This window comes from Novosphingobium sp. NBM11 (genome assembly GCF_015390225.1).
In the GTDB taxonomy this organism is placed as follows: Bacteria; Pseudomonadota; Alphaproteobacteria; order Sphingomonadales; family Sphingomonadaceae; genus Novosphingobium.
The window spans coordinates 2,116,940-2,137,245 of record NZ_VUOG01000001.1; the positions used below are offsets into that span (position 1 = coordinate 2,116,940).

20 protein-coding genes are annotated in these 20,306 nt (G+C 68.0%); 9 read left to right on the top strand and 11 right to left on the bottom strand.

Features of this window, described 5'->3' with window-relative positions; all coding sequences use genetic code 11:
• Positions 1–28: 28 nt before the first annotated feature.
• Complete coding sequence (locus tag F1640_RS10125; RefSeq protein ID WP_124810375.1) at positions 29–727, bottom strand: dienelactone hydrolase family protein; 699 nt, start codon at positions 725–727, stop codon at positions 29–31.
• A 127-nt stretch (positions 728–854) separates the two neighbouring features.
• Between F1640_RS10125 and F1640_RS10130 the strand changes: the two genes are divergently transcribed.
• The 7 genes from F1640_RS10130 to F1640_RS10160 all read left to right on the top strand — a co-directional run bounded on the left by F1640_RS10130 (position 855) and on the right by F1640_RS10160 (position 8,104).
• Entirely contained in the window at positions 855–1,133 is a 279-nt protein-coding gene (locus F1640_RS10130) for a DUF6489 family protein (RefSeq protein WP_124810376.1), read from the top strand.
• A gap of 77 nt (positions 1,134–1,210) precedes the next feature.
• The gene (gene mnmE, locus F1640_RS10135) at positions 1,211–2,500 is read left to right on the top strand and encodes a tRNA uridine-5-carboxymethylaminomethyl(34) synthesis GTPase MnmE (RefSeq protein ID WP_194919016.1); all 1,290 of its coding nucleotides are present in this window, start codon (positions 1,211–1,213) and stop codon (positions 2,498–2,500) included.
• Between the two features lie 69 nt (positions 2,501–2,569).
• Complete coding sequence (gene mnmG, locus F1640_RS10140) at positions 2,570–4,414, top strand: tRNA uridine-5-carboxymethylaminomethyl(34) synthesis enzyme MnmG (protein ID WP_194919018.1); 1,845 nt, start codon at positions 2,570–2,572, stop codon at positions 4,412–4,414.
• Complete coding sequence (rsmG, locus tag F1640_RS10145) at positions 4,411–5,094, top strand: 16S rRNA (guanine(527)-N(7))-methyltransferase RsmG (RefSeq protein WP_194919020.1); 684 nt, start codon at positions 4,411–4,413, stop codon at positions 5,092–5,094. Before mnmG ends, rsmG begins: the two co-directional genes overlap by 4 nt.
• On the top strand, positions 5,091–5,870 hold the full coding sequence (locus F1640_RS10150; RefSeq protein WP_125954259.1) for a ParA family protein: 780 nt from the start codon (positions 5,091–5,093) through the stop codon (positions 5,868–5,870). Before rsmG ends, F1640_RS10150 begins: the two co-directional genes overlap by 4 nt.
• Positions 5,867–6,829 carry a ParB/RepB/Spo0J family partition protein gene (locus F1640_RS10155; RefSeq protein ID WP_370449694.1) on the top strand — a complete coding sequence of 321 codons (963 nt, stop codon included), beginning with the start codon at positions 5,867–5,869 and terminating at the stop codon, positions 6,827–6,829. The genes F1640_RS10150 and F1640_RS10155 overlap by 4 nt, the downstream gene beginning before the upstream one ends.
• 120 nt (positions 6,830–6,949) lie before the next feature.
• The gene (locus tag F1640_RS10160; RefSeq protein ID WP_124810381.1) at positions 6,950–8,104 is read left to right on the top strand and encodes an acyl-CoA dehydrogenase family protein; all 1,155 of its coding nucleotides are present in this window, start codon (positions 6,950–6,952) and stop codon (positions 8,102–8,104) included.
• A gap of 155 nt (positions 8,105–8,259) precedes the next feature.
• Here F1640_RS10160 and F1640_RS10165 read toward each other — a convergent pair whose 3' ends face one another.
• Both F1640_RS10165 and F1640_RS10170 read right to left on the bottom strand, forming a co-directional pair.
• The gene (locus F1640_RS10165) at positions 8,260–8,946 is read right to left on the bottom strand and encodes a glycine zipper 2TM domain-containing protein (protein WP_255530336.1); all 687 of its coding nucleotides are present in this window, start codon (positions 8,944–8,946) and stop codon (positions 8,260–8,262) included.
• A 141-nt stretch (positions 8,947–9,087) separates the two neighbouring features.
• Positions 9,088–9,570, bottom strand: coding sequence for a GAF domain-containing protein (locus tag F1640_RS10170; RefSeq protein WP_124810382.1), 483 nt, complete (start codon positions 9,568–9,570; stop codon positions 9,088–9,090).
• An 87-nt stretch (positions 9,571–9,657) separates the two neighbouring features.
• Between F1640_RS10170 and F1640_RS10175 the strand changes: the two genes are divergently transcribed.
• Positions 9,658–11,121 (top strand): sorbosone dehydrogenase family protein, encoded by a 1,464-nt coding sequence (locus F1640_RS10175; RefSeq protein ID WP_124810383.1) that lies wholly within the window; start codon positions 9,658–9,660, stop codon positions 11,119–11,121.
• A 28-nt stretch (positions 11,122–11,149) separates the two neighbouring features.
• On the opposite strand, the gene F1640_RS10180 is transcribed toward F1640_RS10175, so the two are convergent.
• Both F1640_RS10180 and F1640_RS10185 read right to left on the bottom strand, forming a co-directional pair.
• Positions 11,150–11,971: a DUF815 domain-containing protein gene (locus F1640_RS10180; protein ID WP_124810384.1), complete on the bottom strand. Its 822-nt coding sequence runs from the start codon at positions 11,969–11,971 to the stop codon at positions 11,150–11,152.
• The gene (locus tag F1640_RS10185) at positions 11,968–13,686 is read right to left on the bottom strand and encodes an acyl-CoA dehydrogenase (protein WP_194919022.1); all 1,719 of its coding nucleotides are present in this window, start codon (positions 13,684–13,686) and stop codon (positions 11,968–11,970) included. Before F1640_RS10185 ends, F1640_RS10180 begins: the two co-directional genes overlap by 4 nt.
• A 60-nt stretch (positions 13,687–13,746) precedes the next feature.
• Between F1640_RS10185 and F1640_RS10190 the strand changes: the two genes are divergently transcribed.
• Complete coding sequence (locus tag F1640_RS10190) at positions 13,747–14,715, top strand: L-threonylcarbamoyladenylate synthase (RefSeq protein ID WP_194919025.1); 969 nt, start codon at positions 13,747–13,749, stop codon at positions 14,713–14,715.
• A gap of 21 nt (positions 14,716–14,736) precedes the next feature.
• Here the strand turns inward: F1640_RS10190 and F1640_RS10195 are convergent, their stop codons facing one another.
• The 6 genes from F1640_RS10195 to F1640_RS10220 form a co-directional block, all read right to left on the bottom strand.
• Positions 14,737–15,480 (bottom strand): head GIN domain-containing protein, encoded by a 744-nt coding sequence (locus F1640_RS10195; protein WP_194919027.1) that lies wholly within the window; start codon positions 15,478–15,480, stop codon positions 14,737–14,739.
• 199 nt (positions 15,481–15,679) lie between these two features.
• On the bottom strand, positions 15,680–16,204 hold the full coding sequence (locus tag F1640_RS10200; protein WP_124810388.1) for a CarD family transcriptional regulator: 525 nt from the start codon (positions 16,202–16,204) through the stop codon (positions 15,680–15,682).
• A gap of 284 nt (positions 16,205–16,488) precedes the next feature.
• Positions 16,489–16,761 (bottom strand): hypothetical protein, encoded by a 273-nt coding sequence (locus tag F1640_RS10205; RefSeq protein WP_125954266.1) that lies wholly within the window; start codon positions 16,759–16,761, stop codon positions 16,489–16,491.
• Between the two features lie 151 nt (positions 16,762–16,912).
• Entirely contained in the window at positions 16,913–17,251 is a 339-nt protein-coding gene (gene fdxA, locus F1640_RS10210; protein ID WP_084279690.1) for a ferredoxin FdxA, read from the bottom strand.
• A gap of 14 nt (positions 17,252–17,265) precedes the next feature.
• The gene (locus F1640_RS10215; protein WP_194919028.1) at positions 17,266–17,568 is read right to left on the bottom strand and encodes an RNA-binding S4 domain-containing protein; all 303 of its coding nucleotides are present in this window, start codon (positions 17,566–17,568) and stop codon (positions 17,266–17,268) included.
• A complete protein-coding gene (locus tag F1640_RS10220; protein WP_194919030.1) occupies positions 17,568–20,144 on the bottom strand; it encodes a helicase-related protein in 2,577 nt (858 codons plus the stop codon). Before F1640_RS10220 ends, F1640_RS10215 begins: the two co-directional genes overlap by 1 nt.
• Positions 20,145–20,306: the final 162 nt, after the last annotated feature.

The following is a 20,306-nucleotide window of genomic DNA, read 5'->3' on the forward strand; positions in this document are numbered from 1 at the left end:
GATGGAGCGCAACCGGAGCGAAGTGTGGTTAGGCGAGGTGTTCCGCCAAGAACGCGCGGGTGCGGCCATCGGCGAGTTGCGCACCCTCCTCGTCGCGGCGGTTGCCCATTTCGGCGGCAAAACCGTGATCGAGCCCCTCGTAGTCGTAGAGCGTCACCTTGGGATGCGGATCGAGCCCGGCGTGGATCGTTGCCTGCACTTCGGGCGAGACGAGGTGATCCGCCGTGGGAATGTGCAGCAGCAGCGGATTGGCGATGGCATGGGCTTCGCCCAGCATCTGGTCGATCATCACGCCGTAATAGCCGACCGAAGCGTCGATATCGGTGCGCGCGGCGGCCATATAAGCCATGCGGCCACCCAGGCAGAACCCGACCAGCCCCACCTTGGCCACGCCGCGCTCCTTGCGCAGCCAGCGGATCGCCGCTTCGATGTCCTGCACGCCCAGATCGGCATCGTACTGGCCGAAATAGCCGAAGGCTTCCTGCAGCTGTTCCGGAACATCGGGATCGAGTTCGACGCCGGGCGCGAAACGCCAGAAGATGTCCGGCGCCAGCGCGACATAGCCGAGCGCGGCCCAGTCATCGCACTTCTTGCGGATGCCGGCGTTGATACCGAAGATTTCCGGAATAACGACGATGGCAGCCTTCGCCCCGGTCGCGGGCGTGGCGACATAGACGGGGATTGCGTCCTGGCCGTCATAAGCTGGAATTCTCGTCATCTCACCCATGGTGGTTCGTCCTGTTCACTGGTTTGTCATGCGGATATCATGCGTTGGTCGATACCGAGCTTGGCCCGCGAGTGGACTTTGCCAAGCTCCGGTGACACTCTGAAGCATCGTTGATCGGGAGAATTCCATGAAAGTTCAGGTCGAGATCGACTGCACGCCGGAAGAAGCGCGCCGCTTTCTGGGGTTGCCCGATGTCTCCAAGGCGAACGACGTCTATATCGATGCCATCGCCAAGGCGATGCAGGGCGTGTCGAATCTCGATCAGCTCCAGGGCTACGCCAAGCAGATCGCGCCAATGGGCGAGATGGGGCTCAAACTGTTCCAGCAGTTCGTGGAGCAGGGCGCGGGAGCGGCGATGGCCGGGTTCAAGGCCGGGGTTTCGGGTTCCAAGAAGAAGGACGACTGATCCTGCGCGTGCCGAATGTTCCACGTGGAACATTGCGGCGTTCGACAGCGCGCGCGTGGGTGTTTAGAGACGCCGGCATGTCCGATACGATCTTTGCCCTGTCTTCCGGTCAACCGCCCGCCGGCATCGCGGTTGTCCGGATCAGTGGACCGCACGCCGGGGAATGCTTGCGGGCGCTTGCCGGCAAACTCCCGGCACCGCGCCGCGCCGCGCTCGTGCGGTTGATCGATCCGCGCGGCGGTACCGAACTCGATCATACCATGGTGCTGTGGCTGCCCGGTCCCCGCACGGCGACGGGCGAGGACAGCGCGGAGCTTCATCTCCACGGCGGCCGCGCGGTGGTCGCCGCCGTTCTGGCCGCGCTGGCGGCACTGCCTGAATTACGCCAGGCGTTGCCCGGCGAATTCACCCGCCGCGCTTTCGCGAACGGCCGCATCGATCTGGCCGAGGCGGAAGGGCTTGCCGATCTGTTGACCGCCGAGACCGAGTTGCAGCGGCGGGCCGCGCTGGCCATGGCGGACGGTGCGTTGTCGCGTCTGGTCGCTGGATGGCGCGACAAGGTGCTGGCGCTCTCGGCCCGTCTGGAAGCCGCGCTCGATTTTTCGGACGAGGACGATGTTGGAGCCGATCTCCCGGCCGGCTTCGCGGCGGACGCGGGTGCCCTGGCCGACGATCTCGCGGCGTGGCTCGCCCGGCCGCGCGCGGAGCCTTTGCGCGAGGGCTACCGGGTTGTCCTGGCCGGCCCGCCAAACGCGGGAAAATCCACGTTGTTCAACGCCTTGGTCGACGACGAGGCAGCGATCACGGCGGCCGAGCCGGGGACCACGCGCGATGTTCTGGTTCGCGCGGTGGCGATTGAAGGCGTGCCCTTCACGTTCATCGATACGGCTGGCCTGCGCGAAGATGGCGCGGGCGAAATCGAACGGATCGGCATCGCCCGCGCGCTGGCGGAAGCCGAGCGCGCGGATCTGGTGCTGTGGCTGGGCCCGGAGGGCGCCGGGCCTGCCGGTCGTTCGCTGTGGGAAATCGAAACACGGATCGACCGTCCGGATCGGGAGGCCAAGCACGGCGCGCGGTTCGCGCTTTCGGCGCGGACGGGGGAGGGCGTGTCGGCGTTTCGCGCCGGGTTGGTGGATCATGCCCGCGCGGCGTTGCCGGCTCCGGGCGAAGCGGCGCTGAATGCGCGCCAGGCGGGGTTGCTGGGGGAGGTGATGACCGCTCTCGGTGCGGCGGCGGCCATGCCGGACCCCTTGCTGGCAGCGGAAGAGCTGCGCCTCGCCCGGCAGGCGCTCGACCGGCTCGTGGGGCGTGTCGGCACCGAGGACATGCTGGACGCGCTGTTTGGCCGGTTCTGCATCGGCAAATGAAGCGCAATGTTCCACGTGGAACATCGATGCACTTTGACGTGAGTCCCGCTCTCCTGTAACGGGCATCCCATGCAGCAATTCGATGTGATCGTGGTCGGCGGCGGTCATGCCGGCGTCGAGGCGGCCGCCGTTTCGGCGCGGATGGGCGCGCGCACGGCGCTGGTGAGTTTCGATCCCGCTACCATAGGCGCGATGAGCTGCAATCCGGCGATCGGCGGGCTGGGCAAGGGCCATCTGGTGCGCGAGGTCGATGCCTTTGACGGATTAATCGCGCGCGGGGCCGATGCGGCGGCGATTCACTACCGGATGCTCAACCGTTCCAAGGGCAGCGCGGTACAGGGGCCGCGTGTCCAGGCGGATCGCAAGCTGTTCCGCGCCGCGATCCAGCGCATGATCGCGGCTCAACCGAATCTCACCGTGGTGGCGGGCGAAGCGGCGGCCTTGCGGATGCAGGGTGGCCGCGTGGTGGGCATCGATCTGGGCAACGGCGATGCGCTTGCGGCCGATGCGGTCGTGCTGTGTACGGGCACCTTCCTCGGAGGGCGGCTGTTTCGTGGCGAGGAGCGGATGGATGGTGGCCGCATCGGCGAAAGCGCGGCGCACCGGCTGGCCACGCAGTTGCGCGATGCCGACCTGCCGATGGCGCGCCTGAAGACGGGCACGCCGCCCCGGCTGGACGGCCGCACGATCGACTGGGCGCGGTTGCCGGAGCAGCCGAGCGACGCCGAGCCGTGGACGATGTCTCCGTTGACGCCGGCGCGCACGGTGCCACAGGTGTTCTGCGCGATCGCGCGCACCAATGCGCGCACGCACGATATCATCCGCAGCGGACTGGACCGTTCGCCGCTGTTCACGGGCGCGATCGGCGCGCAGGGGCCGCGCTATTGCCCGTCGATCGAGGACAAGATCCACCGCTTCGGCGATCGCGACGGGCACCAGGTCTTTCTCGAACCGGAGGGGCTGGACGACCGCACGGTTTACCCGAACGGGGTCAGCACCTCGCTGCCGACGGATGTGCAGGTGGCGATGATGCGCAGCATCGAAGGGTTGGAGCGGGTGGAGATCACCGTGCCCGGCTATGCGGTGGAATACGATCACATCGATCCGCGCGCGCTGCGGCGCAGCCTGGAAGTGAAGGCCATTCCGGGGCTTTATTGCGCCGGGCAGATCAACGGGACGACCGGATACGAGGAGGCGGCGGCGCAGGGGCTGGTGGCGGGCATGCACGCGGCGGCGGCCGTGCTGGGCCGCGCGCCGGCGGCGCTGGACCGGGCATCGAGCTACATGGCCGTGATGATCGACGACCTCACGCTTCATGGCGTCAGCGAGCCCTATCGCATGTTGACCGCGCGGGCGGAGTATCGGCTGCGTTTGCGCGCCAACAACGCCTCCACCCGGCTGACCCCGCTGGCCCTTGCGGCCGGGTGTGTGGGGAAGGAACGCGCGGTCTGGTTCGAAGCGCGCAGTAAACAGCGGGAACGGCTGGAGTGCGCGCTGGCCGCCGACGTCACCCCGACGGAGCTGGTGCGCGCGGGGATCGCGGTACGGGCTGACGGCACCCGGCGATCCCTGATGGAGTGGCTGCGTTTCCCCGAAGTCACGCTCGCGGCGTTGGAGCCATGGGTGGGGGACGGGGCGTTCGATCCGCTGCTGGTGGAGGAAGTGGAGGAGGACGCGGCCTATGCGCCCTATCTCGCGCGGCAGGACGCGGAACTGCGCGAATTGCGGTCGAGCGACGCGGTCGCGCTCGGCGATGATTTTCCCTTCGCCGAGGTGCCCGGCCTTTCGAACGAGATGGTCGAACGCCTGCAGCGTGCCCGGCCGGATACGCTGGCGGCGGCGGGCCGGATCGCGGGGATCACCCCGGCCGCGCTTGCCAGCCTACTGGTCCACGCGCGGCGGCGCGCGGCATGACGATCACCAGCGAAGCGGATGCCCAAGCCTGGCTGCGCGACCGGCTGGGTGTCGATGCCGCCGGCATGGCCCGGCTGACCCGGCTGGCGGACCTGCTCGTCGCCGAGAACGAACGGCAGAATCTGGTTGCGCGCGGCACGCTGGCGCACGTCTGGCAGCGGCATATCGTTGACAGCGCGCAGCTGCTCGATGTTCCACGTGAAACATTGCCGGCGGGGCCGTGGCTCGATCTGGGGACCGGAGCTGGCTTTCCAGGGCTGGTCGTGGCGGCGTTGCAGCCTGAGCGGCACGTCACGCTGGTCGATTCCCGGCGCCTGCGCACCGAATGGCTCGAACGCGCGGCGGCGGCGCTTGATCTGGCCAATGTGGAAGTCATTCTGGCGCGGGTGGAAGATGTGCCGGCACTGATCGCCAGCGTGATTTCAGCCCGTGCGTTTGCGCCGCTGGACAAGCTGCTGCTTCTTTCTGCGCGCTTTTCCACACCAGACACGCTTTGGCTGTTGCCCAAAGGGGCCAAGGCGAAGCATGAATTGGACATGCTCCCGAAATCCTGGCGCCATATGTTCCACGTGGAACAATCGCTGACAGACCCCGACGCGGGCGTCATCGCTGGTCGCCTGCTTGGTGGCCAGCCCCCGGTTGTCCAAAAGGCCAAACGCCGGAAGGAAACTCGCCGATGATTACCATCGCTGTCGCCAACCAGAAGGGCGGAGTGGGCAAGACCACCACCGCGATCAACATCGCCACCGCGCTGGCCGCCACCGGCTGGAAAGTGCTGCTGGTCGATCTCGATCCGCAGGGAAACGCCTCGACCGGGATCGGCGTCGCTTCGCACGAGCGCGAACGTTCGTCGTATGATCTGCTGATCGATCAGGCGACCGTTGCCGAATGCCTGATGCCTACGCGCATTCCGGGGCTCGATCTGGTGCCCGCCACGGTCGATCTTTCGGGCGCGGAAGTGGAGCTGGTCAGCGTCGAGGACCGGACCGGAAAGTTGCGCGGCGCACTTTCCCAGGGCGGGGCGGGGCATGATATCTGCCTTATCGATTGCCCGCCGTCGCTCGGCCTGCTCACGCTCAATGCGCTCACCGCGGCGGATACGCTGCTGGTGCCGCTCCAGTGCGAATTCTTCGCGCTCGAAGGGCTGAGTCAGTTGCTGCAGACGGTCGAGCGCGTTCAGGAGCGCTTCAACGCCGATCTCGGCATCCTGGGCGTGGTCCTCACCATGTTCGATCGGCGCAATCGCCTGACCGATCAGGTGGCAGACGACGTGCGATCCTGCCTGCACGATCTGGTGTTCGAGGCGGTGATTCCGCGCAACGTCCGTTTGTCCGAGGCGCCGAGCCATGGCTTGCCCGCGCTGATCTACGATCATGCCTGCCCCGGATCGCAGGCTTACATGAAGCTGGCGCGTGAACTGATCGGCCGGCTGCCCGAACGGAGGAAGGCTGCATGAGCAGCGAAGACGGCATGACCGGTGATGGCGTGAAAGCGGCGCCGGTGCGGCGCGCGGCGCTGGGGCGGGGGCTGGGCGCGCTGCTCGGCGAAACCCGGCGCGAGGAATCGCTGATCCGCGTTTCGGCGGGCGCGCCGGAAGGGGCCGCACTGCCGCGCGAAGGCGGAGTTTCGCTGCTTTCCGTGTCGGACATCGAACCCGATCCCAATCAGCCGCGTCGCCATTTCGACGAAGACGCGCTGGAGGAACTGGCCCGCTCGATCGCGCAACGGGGTGTGATCCAGCCGGTGATCGTGCGGCCTGTGAGCGCGGGCCGCTACCAGCTCGTGGCTGGTGAGCGCCGCTGGCGCGCGGCGCAGCGCGCGCGCGTCCACGAGATTCCGGCGATCGTGCGCAAGCTCGATGAACGCGAAGTCGTCGCGCTGGCGCTGATCGAGAATTTGCAGCGCGAGGATCTCAATCCGGTGGAAGAGGCGCGCGCCTATCAGCGCCTGTCCGAGCAGGATGGACTGACGCAGCAGGAAATCGCGACCTTCGTCGACAAGTCGCGCAGCCATGTCGCCAATCTCATGCGCCTGCTCAGCTTGCCCGAGGAAGTGCTGGACATGGTCCAGCGCGACGAAATCTCGATGGGCCATGCGCGCGCGCTGGCAACCCTGCCCGATCCGCTGCCCATCGCGCGCGAGGTGGTGGCGAAGGGGCTTTCGGTGCGCGATGCGGAACGCATGGCCAAGCGCGCCGGGCGCCCGGAAAGCGCGCAGCGCAAGGCGCGCGCGGTGCGTGATCCGTCGCAAAGCGCCGATATTGCGGCGGTGCAGGCGCATCTGGAGGAGTTCCTGGGCCTCAAGGTCATGATCAACGCCGATGCCGACCCCAGCTCGGGTTCGGTGACGATCCGCTACAAGACGCTCGACCAGCTCGACCTGATCTGCCAGCGGCTTACCGGCGGCGGCATCTGACGCGGACTTGCCCGGGAGGGCAGTGCATAAAGTTTAACTGATCGATTAAATAGCGATTGACCCGGCTTGGCGGCGGCGCTTATCCCTGTGGGAAAGGCCACGACTAACCGGAGAGATGCCATGTCGCTCGATGCGCTTTCACGCACCGCGTACAACGAGGATCACGAAGCCTTCCGCCAGACCGTCCGCCGGTTTCTGGAGGACGAGATAGCGCCACACGCCGCCGAATGGGCGGAGGCCGGCATCGTGCCCAAGGAAGTCTGGCCCAAGGCCGGCGAACTGGGCATGCTGTGCCCCACCGTGCCCGAGGAATACGGTGGGCTGGGCCTCGATTTCGGCTACAACGCCATCGTCGACGAGGAAAGCGCCTACTATGGCCGCGTGACCACGGGCTTTTCGCTCCAGTCTGATATCGTCGCCAACTATCTCATTTCCTACGGCTCGGAAGAGCAGAAGAAGAAGTGGCTGCCGCGCATGGTCTCGGGCGAGACGATCACGGCGATCGCGATGACCGAACCCGGCACCGGGTCCGACCTTCAGGGCATGCGCACCACGGCCAAGAAGGACGGCAACCACTACGTCATCAACGGATCGAAGACCTACATCACCAACGGCCAGAACGCCGACCTTATCCTGGTCTGCTGCAAGACCGACACGGAGGTCCAGCCGGCGTGGAAGGGCGTGTCGATCGTGCTGGTCGAGGCCGATCGCGAAGGCTTCGAACGCGGCCGTAACCTCGACAAGATCGGGCAGGACGAAGCCGATACCTCGGAACTGTTCTTCAACGACGTGCGCGTGCCGATCACCAACTGCCTGGGCGAGGAAGGCAAGGGCTTCATCTACCTGATGAGCGAACTGCCGCAGGAGCGCCTGTCAATCGCGGTCAGCGCGCAGGCGTCGGCCCAGCGCGCCTTCGATGATACCGTGGAATTCACCCGCGATCGCAAGGCGTTCGGCAAGCCGATCCTCGATTTCCAGAACACCCGCTTCACTCTGGCCGACATCAAGGCCAAGCTGCAGGTAGGCTGGGCGCACCTCGACTGGGCGCTGGCGCGCCACCTCAAGCGCGAACTGACCCCGGAAGAGGGCGCGGCGGCCAAGCTGTGGCATACCGAGCTGCAGTGGGAAGTGATGGACAAGTGCCTGCAGCTCCACGGCGGCGCGGGCTACATGAACGAGTACGCGATTGCCCGCGCATGGCGCAGCGCGCGTGTGACGCGGATTTTCGGCGGCACCAACGAGATCATGAAGGAACTGATCGGCCGCAAGCTGTAGGATCAGGACCCTAGCACGTTCCACGTGGAACACGGCCCACGTCGCCCGTCATCCCAGCAAAAGCTGGGATCTCGTGGGGCTGGGCCGGTTCTGTCGAAAATGCGCTACAGCGGCCTGAGGTCCCAGCTTTCGCTGAGACGACGGGCACTGGGTACTCAGCTGCCGGTGTAGACCCGCTTTTCCTTGACGCGCTTGTCGCGCACGACCGGGCGGTGGTGCACCGCGCGGCGGCGGACCGGAACGTTGACCCATTCCTCGGTCACGGTCGTGGTCTCGACGCAGGGCTTCTGCTGGTTCTGGATCACCACCGGCACCATGACGTAGCCGTAGGGCGCGTATCCCGGATAGGCGCCGCCGTAGCCCGGGTATTCCGCGCCATAGCCGCCCGGATAGCCTGCGGCTTGCGGCGGGCCGTAGCGACGGAAGAATTCCTCGCATTCGCGGTCCCGCCCCTTGTCCTCGGCCTTGTCGATCACGTTGCCGGCCACCGCGCCAACCGCCGCGCCGGCCACGGTGCCGAGCACGCGATCGCCCGAGGCCACACGGTTGCCGATCAATCCGCCCACCGCGCCGCCGATCAGGGTGCCGCCGACGTGCTTATCCGGATTGTTGACGCGGCAGCGATCCAGCATCCGCTGGTATTCCGGGTCCACCGGCGGCGGGGCAGGCATCTGCGCTGCCGGATAGCCGCCCTGCCAGGCGGGCACGGCGCCGTAAGGCGCCGGAGCATACCAGCCGCCGGGCGGTGCGGGCGGCGGCGGGGGCGGCGCTTCGTGGGCCACGGCCGGCATGGCGCCTGCCAGTGCGAGCGAAACGGCAAGTGCTTGGTAGATTCGGGCCATCGTGATCCCCTGTTGCGGCGCGCCGGCGCGACTGGCCGGATTCCGGACGTTTCCGGAACCGTATCATCGCCGGGCAGGGGGCACCAAGGCCGCTCCCGGCGCTGTGCCGAAACGGGATAGATTGGCGGGTGGTTCTTTCTCTCAGATCCGTTCCGCGATCGCCTCTGCCAGCGCTTCTATGCCGGCGGCGTCCTCTGCGCTGAACCGTCCGGGCAGGGGGCTGTCGAGGTCGATCACGGCGATGACCGCGCCACCGCGAATCACGGGTACGACCAGTTCGGACCGGCTGGCGGCATCGCAGGCGATATGGCCGGGAAAGGCGTGGACGTCCTCCACCCGCTGCGTGGTTCCGGAGCGCGCGGCCGCGCCGCAGACGCCGCGATCCAGCGGGATGCGGATGCAGGCGGGCTTGCCGATGAACGGGCCGAGCACCAATTCGCCTTCCACCATGCGGTAGAAGCCGGCCCAGTTGAGATCGGGCAGGAATTCCGCCAGCAGCGCGGCGACATTGGCCATGTTGGCGATGCCGTCGGGCTCGTTATCGGTGATGGCCACCGCCGCTTCGCGCAGCTCGGCTTGGATCTCGGCGGTCGAAGCGCCGGCGTTGGGGGCAAAGGCGTACATACCCCTGATATAGGGCGGCCGGGGCGGAATGGAATGAGGGCAAGCTGTCAGGTGACAGGACGGCGTTTGCCGCCTAGATTCGTGCGCATGACTCTTTTGCGCAAGATCCTCATCGGCCTGCTCGTCGTTGTCGTCGCGGGCGGCCTTTTCATCGCCTGGGCCATGCGGGGTGATCCCGCACAGTACACGCTGGACCAGCTTTCCGGGCCGAAGCCCAAGCTGGCCGAGCCCAGCGCGCAGACCATACCCACGGTCGTGGTGGCGGAACCCGTGGGCTGGAAAGCCAACGAGGCGCCCGTGGCGGCGCAGGGGCTGGCGGTCGGCCGCTTCGCCGACGGGCTGGATCATCCCCGTGCGGTGACCGTGCTATCCAATGGCGATGTGCTGGTGGCGGAAACCAACGCGCCTCCCGGCCGCGGCCCCGGCGGGATCACGGGCCTGGTGATGAACTGGCTGTTCCGCAAGGTCGGCGCCGGCGGGCCTTCGCCCAACAAGATCGTGCTGCTGCGCGATACCAATGGCGATGGCAAGGCCGACCAGAAGTTCGTGATGGACAATCCCGCGCTCGATTCGCCGTTCGGCATGGTGTTCCGCGACGGCCGCCTGATCATCGCCAACCATAACGCGGTGCTGTCGTACCCCTATGCGCTGGGCCAGACCAACCTTGCCGGCAAGCCCGAGAAGCTGATGGACCTGCCCGGCGGCGGCAACCACTGGGCGCGCAACCTGCTGCTCAGCGCCGATGGCGGCAAGCTCTACGTGACCGTCGGCTCCTCGTCGAACATCGCGGAGAACGGCATCGACCAGGAAAAGGGCCGCGCCGCGATCCACGAGTACGATTTCGCCAAGCACCGCAGCCGCGAATTCGCCGGCGGCCTGCGCAATCCCAATGGCCTCGACTGGAATCCGCACAGCGGCGAGCTGTGGACCGTGGTCAACGAGCGCGACATGCTCGGGTCCGATCTCGTGCCCGATTACCTCACCAACGTGCCGCTGGGCGCGCAGTACGGCTGGCCGTGGGCCTACTGGAAAAAGAACATCGACTGGCGCGTGAAGGCGCCGATGCCCGAATACATGCTCGAATACACGCGCAAGCCGGAATACGCGCTGGGTTCGCACGTCGCCCCGCTGGGCCTTGCGTTTGCGCGCGGTGGCAACGTGATGGGAGAACGCTTCGCGCAGGGCGCATTCATCGCGCGCCACGGTTCGTGGAACCGCCGCCCGCTTTCGGGCTATGACGTCGTCTTCGTCGGCTTCGACGATCGCGGCAACGTGAAGCCCACCCCGCCGACCCCGATTCTCAGCGGGTTCCTCACGGCGGAAGGCCGCGCGCATGGCCGACCGACCTGGGTCGCCTTCGCGAAGGACGGCGCGCTGCTGGTCAGCGACGACGTGGGCGGCGTGATCTGGCGCGTGGTGGCCCCTGGCGCGAAGCCGGCGGCGGAGATCGTGCCGATCAAGGCCACGCCGATGCCGCCCCCGCCGCCGGCGGATGCCAAGTTCATCGCCAAGCCGAACGAAGATTCGGACCTGCTCAAGCCGCAGCCGTAAGGCGCGGGAAAGGCACCGGGCGTGTGGCTTACAGCGCGCGCCCGGTCCGCCCGGCCAGTTCGGTCACGTATTGCCAGGCCACGCGCCCGGAGCGGCCACCGCGCCGGCGTGACCACTCCAGCGCATCGGCCGGCTCCCATTCCAGCCCGTAATGCGCGGCATATCCGCCAATGATCGCCAGGAAATCGTCCTGCGAGCAATTGTGGAACCCCAGTGACAGCCCGAACCGGTCGGCCAGCGCCAGCCGGTCGTCGACCACGTCGCGCGGGTTGATCGGATCGTCCTGTTCGCTGAGATGGCGTTCCACGATGGCGCGGCGGTTGGAAGTGACGGCAAGGCGCACGTTGGCGGGGCGCGCTTCCACCCCACCTTCCAGCCAGCTGCGCAGCCGGCGCGCGCCATCGGCGTCGCCCGCGTCGAAGCCGAGGTCGTCGAGGAACACCAGGAAGCGGCGCTCGATCCCCCGCAGCAGCGCGAACAGGTCGGCCAGGCCGGCCTCGGGCGTGGCCTGCACCAGCGCGATGCTGCCCGGCCGTTCTGTCTGCGCGGCCAGCGTGGCGGCGCGCAGCAGCGCCGACTTGCCCATGCCGCGCGACCCCCACAGCAGCATGTCGTGCGCGGCCGCGCCTTGCGCCAGGCGCGCCACGTTTTCGACCACCGCACCCTTCTGGAAGTCGATGCCGTGCATCAGGTCCAGCGCGGGCGCTTCCAGCCGGGCGACCGGCCGGGCCGTACGCCCCAGCCAGACGTAGGCGGGGTGCGCCAGCCAGTCGACGGGCGGCGGCGGGGGCGGCGCAAGCCGTTCCAGCGCCTCGGCGATACGGGTCAGCAAGGGGGTATGGTCACTCATGCCAGCAGCGCGTCGGTATCCAGCTGATAGACCAGCGCCGCGCCCGCCATGGCCGCCGAGCCAAGGCCGCGCATTTCGGGCACGATGGTGCGGTTGAAGAACATCGTCACCGCCGTCTTGGCGTCATCGCCCGTGGCTCGCGCCTGGCGGGCAAGCTGCCAGCCGGCCACGGCCGCCGCGCACATCGTGGTGAACGGCACGCTGCCGGCCAGCCGGTCGTCCAGCGTGGCGCTGGTGGTCATCCAGGTGGCGATCGCGGCCACGTCTCTCGCCAGCGCGGCGACTTCGGGTACGTCTTCCATTTCCGCGATGATGTCGGCCATCAGCGCCTGCAGCACGCCGCCGTTGTCGTAACCCAGCTTGCGGGTGACGAGGTCGGCGGCCTGGATGCCGTTGGTGCCTTCGTAGATCGGCGCGATGCGCGCGTCGCGATAGTGCTGCGCGGCGCCGGTTTCCTCGATGAAGCCCATGCCGCCGTGGACCTGCACGCCCAGACTGGTCACCTCGCAGCCGACATCGGTGCCCCAGGCCTTGAGCATGGGCACCAGCACTTCCGCCCGCTTCTGCGCGGCCGCGTCGCCCAGCGTCCCGCGATCGATCTGGCCGGCGGTGTAATAGAGCAGCGCCCGCGCGCCTTCGGTCAGCGCGCGCATCCGCAGCAGCATCCGGCGCACGTCGGGGTGTTCGATGATCGCCACCGGCGTCTTGTCCGCCGCGCCTGCCCGCGCGGACTGGACGCGGTCGCGCGCATAGGCCCGTGCCTGCTGATAGGCGCGTTCGGCGATCTGCACACCCTGGCTGCCCACGTTGATGCGGGCGGAGTTCATCATCGTGAACATGGCCCTCAGGCCCTCGTTCTCGTGGCCTACCAGTTCGCCGATGCATTCGCCGTGGTCGCCATAGGACATGACGCAGGTGGGCGAGGCGTGGATGCCCAGCTTGTGCTCGATCGAGACGCTGCGCACGTCGTTGCGTGCGCCGGGGGTGCCGTCCGCGTTGACGTGGAACTTGGGCACGATGAACAGCGAGATGCCGCGCGTGCCGGCCGGGGCGCCGGGAGTGCGGGCGAGAACCAGGTGGATGATGTTCTCGGCCAGGTCATGCTCGCCGAAGGTGATGAAGATCTTGGTGCCGGCGATGCGGTACTTGCCGGCGTGCGGGCCTTCGGTGATCGGCACGGCGGTGCTGCGCAGCGCGCCCACGTCGGACCCGGCCTGCGGCTCGGTCAGGTTCATCGTGCCCGACCATTCGCCGCTGACCAGCTTGGGAAGATAGAGCGCCTTCTGGGCTTCGCTGCCGTGGTGATCCAGCGCCTCGATCGCGCCGACGGTGAGCATCGGCAGCAGGGCGAAGCCCATGTTGGCCGCGCCCAGCGTCTCGAGCACGCACGTCGCCAGCGCGAAGGGCAGACCCTGTCCGCCGTGATCGACCGGCCCGGCGATCGCGTTCCAGCCCTGCTCGACGAACGCGCGGTAGGCGTCGGCGAAGCCGGCGGGCAGCGTTACCGTGCCATCGTTCCATTTCGCGCCCTCGGTATCGCCCAGCCGGTTGAGCGGCGCCCATTCGCCGGCGGCCAGCGCTCCGATGCCTTCCACGATGGCTTCCACCAGATCGGGGCTGGCAGCCTCGAAGCGTTCGTGCGCCGCCAGTTCGTCGATCCCGGCGCTGACGCGCAGGGCAAGCACCTGGTCGGTGGTGGGTGGCGTGAAATCCATCGCAGTTCCCCTCGCTTGGTTTTCCTTGGCAGAGCGTGGCGCGCGCTATAGCGGCAAGGCATGGACGGTACAAAGATTTCCCACGGCGGACCGGGCAACCTGCGCGCCGCCGATGCCGCCGGCATTGCCGCGGCGGCGCGGCTGCTGGCCGCGGGGGGGACGGTCGCCGTGCCCACCGAAACCGTCTATGGCCTTGCTGCCCGAGCCGACGACGATGCCGCGGTGGCGGGCATCTACCGCGCCAAGGGCCGCCCCGATTTCAATCCGCTGATCGTCCATGTTCCCGATGCCGTAGCGGCAAGGGCACTCGCCGCGTTCGACGACCGGGCCGAGGCGCTCGCCGCCGCGTTCTGGCCGGGCGCGCTGACGATGGTGTTGCCGCGTCTGCCCGGTGCGCCGCTTGCCATGGCGGTCAGCGCGGGCCTGCCCACGGTGGCGCTGCGCTGCCCCGCGCATCCGGTGATGCAGGCGCTGCTGCGCGAAAGCGGGCTGCCGCTAGCCGCGCCCTCGGCGAATCGCAGCGGCGCGATCAGCCCCACCAGCGCTGCGCACGTGCGCGCGTCGCTGGGGGACAGTGTCGGCCTGATTCTCGATGGGGGAGAGACGGCGCAGGGGATCGAATCGACCATCGTCGGCCTGCGCGCGGATGGATCATGGGCGATCCTGCGGCCGGGTCCGATCGAGGAGGCGCGGATCGCCGCGGTGCTGGGGGAAGCCCACGCCGGCCGCGCGCAGGATCGCGGCGGGATCGAGGCGCCGGGGCAATTGGCCAGCCACTATGCGCCGGGAAAGCCCGTCCGCCTGGATGCGCGGGACGCGGAGCCGGACGAATTCCTGATCGGCTTCGGCGCGGTTGCCGGCGATGTCTCGCTGTCGCGTACGGGCGATCTCGCGGAAGCGGCGGCCCGGCTCTACGCCTGCCTGCATCTGGCGGCGGACGATGCGCGGCCCCGGATCGCCGTGGCGCCGATCCCGGACCGGGGCATCGGCGTCGCCGTCAACGACAGGTTGCGCCGCGCCGCCGCCTGAACGGCTTTAGGCGGGCCAGTTTCAGGCGGGTTGGCAAACCAGCTTGCCCGAGCCCAGCGTCTTGACCGTGCAGGTCGCGCGCCCGCGCACGTGGATGTCGCCGCTGCCCAGGATCGAGGCATCCACGGTACCGTCCGACGCGAACCGGCCGCTGCCCGACCCGGCGACGTCGGCCTTCGCCGCATCGACCGAGAGGCCGGAAAGATCGGCATTGCCCGATCCGCCGATGGTCAGCGCCAGGTTCCTGGCATGGCCGGCGGCCCGCACGGTTCCCGGACCCAGTACGTCGACCTTGAGCGTGCCGACATCGACGCGGGTGCTATCCACGCTTCCGGAGCCGGCGATCACCACCCTGGCGTCTTCTCCATGCAGCGCGTCGCTGTGGACAGTGCCCGAGCCCATCAGCACGATCCCCTGCAACGGCGGAACGACCACGTTGATGGTCACGGTGCCGCCTTGGCCGAACCCGTGCTTTTCGCGTGTGATGCCGAGGTTGCCGTCCTTCAGGGTGAAGCGGAGCTGGTCCTTGATCGCCGGATCGCCATCGACGGTAATCGCCAGCCGGTCCCCGCCGGTAACATGGACGGTATCGGGGCCGAGCAGGGTGATCGTGTCCGGCGCCTTGCCCGAGGTATCCAGCTGCGCCAGCGGCACGCCGCTGACACCGTCGATGGTGACGTGCGCGTCGGACGAACAGCCGGCCAGCGCGGCGCCGAGACCGACGGCGGCTACGCCCGCCAGGGCACGGGCAAGTTTGGCGAACATGCGATGGTCTCCACCGGGAGGGAATGTGTATTGCCCATATACTACAGCTTCGCCGCCCAGGGCCATGTCGCTCGTCGGCGCGCATCGGCATCTGGACGACGCGAGCGCGGCAACGCAAAAGGGGCCGCCGGCTTCCCGGCGACCCCTTTTGTGGAAACGGGCGTGAAACCCGGCCGGACCGTCTGGCCCGGCCTTGGCGTCAGGCGGTTTCGTAGTACTTCGGCGCGTATTCGTTCAGGATCGCGAGGATCTTCTTGAGCGCGGCCGGTTCGTCGGTCTTTTCCATCGCCGCCAGTTCGCGGGCGAGGCGTGAAGAGGCCGCTTCGAAGATCTGGCGTTCGGAATAGCTCTGTTCCGGCTGGTCGTCGGCGCGGAACAGGTCGCGCGTGACTTCCGCGATCGAAACGAGGTCGCCCGAATTGATCTTGGCTTCGTATTCCTGCGCGCGGCGCGACCACATGGTGCGCTTGACCTTGGGCTTGCCCTTCAGCGTATCCAGCGCTTCGCGCAGCGTCTTGTCCGAAGACAGCTTGCGCATGCCGATGGCTTCGACCTTGTTCACAGGAACGCGCAGCGTCATGCGTTCCTTCTCGAAACGGAGCACGTAAAGCTCCAGCGTCATTCCGGCGATTTCTTCGTTCTGCAATTCGACCACCCGGCCGACGCCGTGCTTCGGATAGACGACGTAATCCCCAACATCGAAGGCAAGAGCCTTGGCTGCCATTGGTTACCCTTTCGACACGGGCTAGGATGTGGCGGCGGAAGAGGCCCCGGTGCGCGTATTGCGCCCGATGCCCGCATTGCTTCGCGGGCGGCCCTCAACAAGCGGTCTGCGACCCCTTTTTTGTGCTGCCTTTGTGTCCTGCCTTATCTTCGTGAAATGCGACGCATGGCCGGGACCATGCCGCACGCGCGAGTATATAACGTTTTTGTGGAAAATTTCCAGTCCCGGCGGAGAATCTCCACGGTTCCTTGTTTTCGCGGGCGGCCGTCCGGCTTGACGCTACGTCAGCGAAGCGCGTGCAAGGTCGTTCTGGCGATTCCCGCGGCCGTGGTGCCGGACGGGGCGGAGCCCATCCGTTCGTCGCTCAAGGTGGCGATCTGGCCCATCGCCACCAGCAGGGCTTCGGCCCGCGCGGCGAGTCTTTCCACTTCCCGCTCGTTCAGCGAAATGCGGTTTTCCAGATAGGCGATCTTGGATGTCGCCATCAGCGCGCCGGCGAAGAAGCCGATCGTCGCCGACAGGAAAGCGATTCCCGCATATACTGCGATTTCAGGCACCTTGTTCCGACCCCGTCAGTTTTATCCTTTTCGGGGACGGATCGTAGTGTTTCCCGCGCGCGCTGGCGCGGGAATTTCAGTCTGTTTTGGACTAGTCCCGATCTGGGGCGGTTCCGGGGGCGGATCAATCGCCCCGGATCAATCGCCCCGATCAGTCACCTTCGCCAGGTTCCGCCGAGAAGTACTTGTCGAACTTGCCGTCTTCGCCCTTGTGCTCGTCGGCGTCCGCCGGAGCGTCCTTCTTGGCGGTGATGTTCGGCCATTCCGCCGAATACTTGGCGTTCAGCTCAAGCCACTGTTCCAGGCCGCTTTCGGTATCGGGCAAAATCGCTTCGGCGGGGCATTCCGGCTCGCACACGCCGCAGTCGATGCACTCGCTGGGGTTGATCACGAGCATGTTCTCGCCCTCGTAGAAGCAGTCCACCGGGCAGACCTCGACGCAGTCCATGAATTTGCAGCGGATGCAGGCGTCGGTCACAACATAAGTCATGGCGTGATTATCCCTCAGGTACGCGTTTCGGGCCGTGCTAGAGGCGAGGGGGGCGTATCGTCAAGCACCCGATAGCATGCTTGTGCTTCGGGAGCGGGGCCGCGCCGCTCCGAAAGTGCCAGAATCTCGATCACGCGCACCGCCGAACCCAGCGGAATGACGAGGATATCGCCGGTGGAAACGCCCTGGTGCGCGCGCTCCACGCGCCGCCCGTTGAGCCGGATATGCCCCGCCTGCGCCCAATCCTGCGCCAGCGCGCGCGTCCTGGCGAGCCGCAAATACCACAGCAGCTTGTCGATCCGCAGCCCCGCGGCCATCAGCGCCCCACCGGTTCGGCCGCCAACCATTCCGCCAGCGCGGCAAAGGCGCTGTCGGGCCGGGGGCTGGCGGCTTCGGGCCGGCGTTCGTCGCGCGGGCGCGGGGCGCGCCAGTCCCACAGCGGCGGCGCGGGCGGCCCCGCGGCGCCTTCGGCCAGCGGGCGCGGGGGCCACGCGCGGAATCCCGCCGCGCGCAGCAGTGCCGCGTAGCTGGCGGTGGTCAGCCCCATCGACCGCGCCAGCGCCGGATCAAGCGCGAAGCGGCGCGTCCTGCCGCCGATCGCGCCTTCCGTGCGCGTGCGGTGGGCGGCCTGGAGCAGCTTTTCGGCCAGATCCACGCGAATCGCCTGCGACCCGGCGGTGCGATAGCCGACTGGCGTTTTCTTCCCCGCCCTCACAACAGGGCGCGTGGCCTCAGCGGGGGCTCCATGGTCCAGATCCCACAGGCGCGCCAGCGCGCTCCACAGGATCATCGCGGCGGGCCGCAGAGCGCCCGGCACGTAAAGGTCCAGCGCGCCCACGCGGATGCCGAGCCCGCGCAGCGCGGCGCGCTGGCGATCGTCGAGCCGTTCCAGCCCGGCTTCCTCGCGCGCCAGCACGCCACCACCTTCCACCAGACGCAGCAACAGCGCGCGCAACGTCGGTCCCGAGGCCGGATCGCGCCCGGCTTCGGCAATCTTGCGCAAGGGTTCCAGCGGCTTCTCGCCATGGCGCGCCAGCCATTCGCCCAGCGCGGTTTCCACGCCCTGCCAGACCGGGGAAGTCAGCCGGTCGAGCGCCCCGTCGATCCGGATGTGTGGCTCCAGCAGCGTCCGGCCCTTTTCCAGCCGCGCCACCGTGATGCCGTTCCAGCACAGCGCGCCATTGGCGAGGGTGATTCCCTCCGCCGTTCCGGCATCGCGGACCAGCGCTTGCGCGCGGGCGGCCAGCAGGCCCGGCAAATGCCGCTCCGCCGCCGCCAGCAGTAGCTTGCGATCCGCCGCGCGCGCCAGCGGATCGACCACGAAGCGGAATCCCTCAAGGTGACCGATCGCCTCGTCATCGACCAGAACCGCGCCCGCATCGTCGAGCCGGACGGGCAGGAGCGCCGCATCGGCGCCGGTCTTGCGCATCAGCAGCGTGGTGCGGCGGTTGACGAAGCGTTCGGTCAGGCGCGCGTGCAAGGCATCCGAAAGCCGCGTTTCCACGGCGCGGGCGCGCGCCGCCATCTCGTCGCGCGACAGCACCCAGTCGGGCCGCTGCGCGATGTAGGACCAGCTGCGGATCGCCGCGATGCGCCCCTGCAGCGTGTCGATGTCGCCGGAGGGGCTGTCGAGCGCGGCTATCGCCTGCGCCACATAGTCCGCGCCCAGATAGCCGTGGCGCAGATCCTGCCACAGCCGGGCGACGAAGCGGGCGTGGGTTTCGGCGCCCTGCTGGCGGAAATCGGGCAGCGAACAGGCCGCCCAGAAGCGCTGGACCGAACCGCGCCCGCGCACCGTGGCGGCGGTATCCGGCTCCTCCGCCAGCCGTTTCAGCACGGCCAGGTCGATCGCTTGCGGCGGCGTGGCCAGTTCGGGCCGTGGCGGCGGGCTTTCCAGATCCGCGATCAGCGTGGCCAGCGAATCGAAGCGCGGCTCCGCTTCGCGCCAGAACAGGCGCGTCAGCGGCGGGAACCGGTGTTCCTCGATCGCGAAGACTTCCTCGGGCGTGAATTCGGGATCGCTTCCGCCCGTACCCGCCAGCGTGCCGGAAGTGCCGTCGCGCTGGTGGCGGCCGGCGCGGCCGGCGATCTGCGCCATTTCCGCCGTGGTCAGGCGCCGCTGGCGATGGCCGTCGAACTTGGACAGGCCGGCGAAGGCGACGTGGTGGACATCGAGGTTGAGGCCCATGCCGATCGCGTCGGTGGCGACGAGGTAATCGACCTCGCCCGCCTGGTACATCGCCACCTGGGCGTTGCGCGTCTGCGGGCTGAGCGCGCCCATGACCACCGCCGCGCCGCCCCGGAAGCGGCGCAGCATTTCCGCCATGGCATAGACCTGTTCGGCGGAGAAGGCGACGATCGCGCTGCGCGGGGGGATGCGTGAAAGCTTCTTCGCGCCGACGTGGCTCAGCGTGGAAAAGCGCGGCCGGCCGATGACTTCGGCTTCGGGCACAAGCGCGCGGACCATCGGTTGCAGCGTGGCCGAGCCCAGCAGCATCGTTTCCTCGCGCCCGCGCGTGTGCAGCAGCCGGTCGGTGAACACATGCCCGCGCTCCGGATCGGCGGAAAGCTGCGCTTCGTCGAGCGCGACGAAGGCGAGATCGGGGCGCGATGGCATCGCTTCGGCGGTGCAGAGCAGCCAGCGGGCGTTCTTCGGCTCGATCCGCTCCTCGCCGGTGATCAGCGCGACGCGGTCCGCGCCCTTGATCGCGCAGACCCGGTCATAGACTTCGCGCGCCAGCAGGCGCAGCGGAAAGCCGATCGCGCCGCTGGAATGCGCGCACAGCCGCTCGATTGCGAGATGGGTCTTGCCGGTGTTGGTCGGGCCAAGCACCGCTTTGACCACGCCTTCCCCGGCTGTCCCGTGTCGTCTTCCTGGCAGGGGACTGGCCATGCAGGGAATGTGGCGGCGGCCATCCCCCCACGCAAGAAGGCGCCGGGAATTTATCCCCGGCGCCTCCAAAAAGGATTTTCATTCAGAGCGTTGAAGCAGGCCAGTCGAAATTTAGGTCAGGCCGCGCCGAGAAAAGTGCCGTTCGCAGGCCGGCATGGGCTG

Excerpts from the sequence above, each read along its gene's own strand:
- F1640_RS10195 (WP_194919027.1), bottom strand. The coding sequence starts at position 15,480 with ATGTTCGCCAAACTTGCCCGTGCCCTGGCGGGCGTAGCCGCCGTCGGT.
- F1640_RS10190 (WP_194919025.1), top strand. The coding sequence starts at position 13,747 with ATGGACGGTACAAAGATTTCCCACGGCGGACCGGGCAACCTGCGCGCC.
- F1640_RS10180 (WP_124810384.1), bottom strand. The coding sequence starts at position 11,971 with ATGAGTGACCATACCCCCTTGCTGACCCGTATCGCCGAGGCGCTGGAA.
- mnmE (WP_194919016.1), top strand. The coding sequence starts at position 1,211 with ATGTCCGATACGATCTTTGCCCTGTCTTCCGGTCAACCGCCCGCCGGC.
- F1640_RS10170 (WP_124810382.1), bottom strand. The coding sequence starts at position 9,570 with ATGTACGCCTTTGCCCCCAACGCCGGCGCTTCGACCGCCGAGATCCAA.
- F1640_RS10220 (WP_194919030.1), bottom strand. The coding sequence starts at position 20,144 with ATGGCCAGTCCCCTGCCAGGAAGACGACACGGGACAGCCGGGGAAGGC.
- F1640_RS10160 (WP_124810381.1), top strand. The coding sequence starts at position 6,950 with ATGTCGCTCGATGCGCTTTCACGCACCGCGTACAACGAGGATCACGAA.
- F1640_RS10185 (WP_194919022.1), bottom strand. The coding sequence starts at position 13,686 with ATGGATTTCACGCCACCCACCACCGACCAGGTGCTTGCCCTGCGCGTC.
- F1640_RS10150 (WP_125954259.1), top strand. The coding sequence starts at position 5,091 with ATGATTACCATCGCTGTCGCCAACCAGAAGGGCGGAGTGGGCAAGACC.
- F1640_RS10155 (WP_370449694.1), top strand. The coding sequence starts at position 5,867 with ATGAGCAGCGAAGACGGCATGACCGGTGATGGCGTGAAAGCGGCGCCG.
- F1640_RS10215 (WP_194919028.1), bottom strand. The coding sequence starts at position 17,568 with ATGGCCGCGGGGCTGCGGATCGACAAGCTGCTGTGGTATTTGCGGCTC.
- F1640_RS10165 (WP_255530336.1), bottom strand. The coding sequence starts at position 8,946 with ATGGCCCGAATCTACCAAGCACTTGCCGTTTCGCTCGCACTGGCAGGC.
- mnmG (WP_194919018.1), top strand. The coding sequence starts at position 2,570 with ATGCAGCAATTCGATGTGATCGTGGTCGGCGGCGGTCATGCCGGCGTC.
- F1640_RS10125 (WP_124810375.1), bottom strand. The coding sequence starts at position 727 with ATGGGTGAGATGACGAGAATTCCAGCTTATGACGGCCAGGACGCAATC.
- fdxA (WP_084279690.1), bottom strand. The coding sequence starts at position 17,251 with ATGACTTATGTTGTGACCGACGCCTGCATCCGCTGCAAATTCATGGAC.
- rsmG (WP_194919020.1), top strand. The coding sequence starts at position 4,411 with ATGACGATCACCAGCGAAGCGGATGCCCAAGCCTGGCTGCGCGACCGG.
- F1640_RS10175 (WP_124810383.1), top strand. The coding sequence starts at position 9,658 with ATGACTCTTTTGCGCAAGATCCTCATCGGCCTGCTCGTCGTTGTCGTC.
- F1640_RS10200 (WP_124810388.1), bottom strand. The coding sequence starts at position 16,204 with ATGGCAGCCAAGGCTCTTGCCTTCGATGTTGGGGATTACGTCGTCTAT.
- F1640_RS10130 (WP_124810376.1), top strand. The coding sequence starts at position 855 with ATGAAAGTTCAGGTCGAGATCGACTGCACGCCGGAAGAAGCGCGCCGC.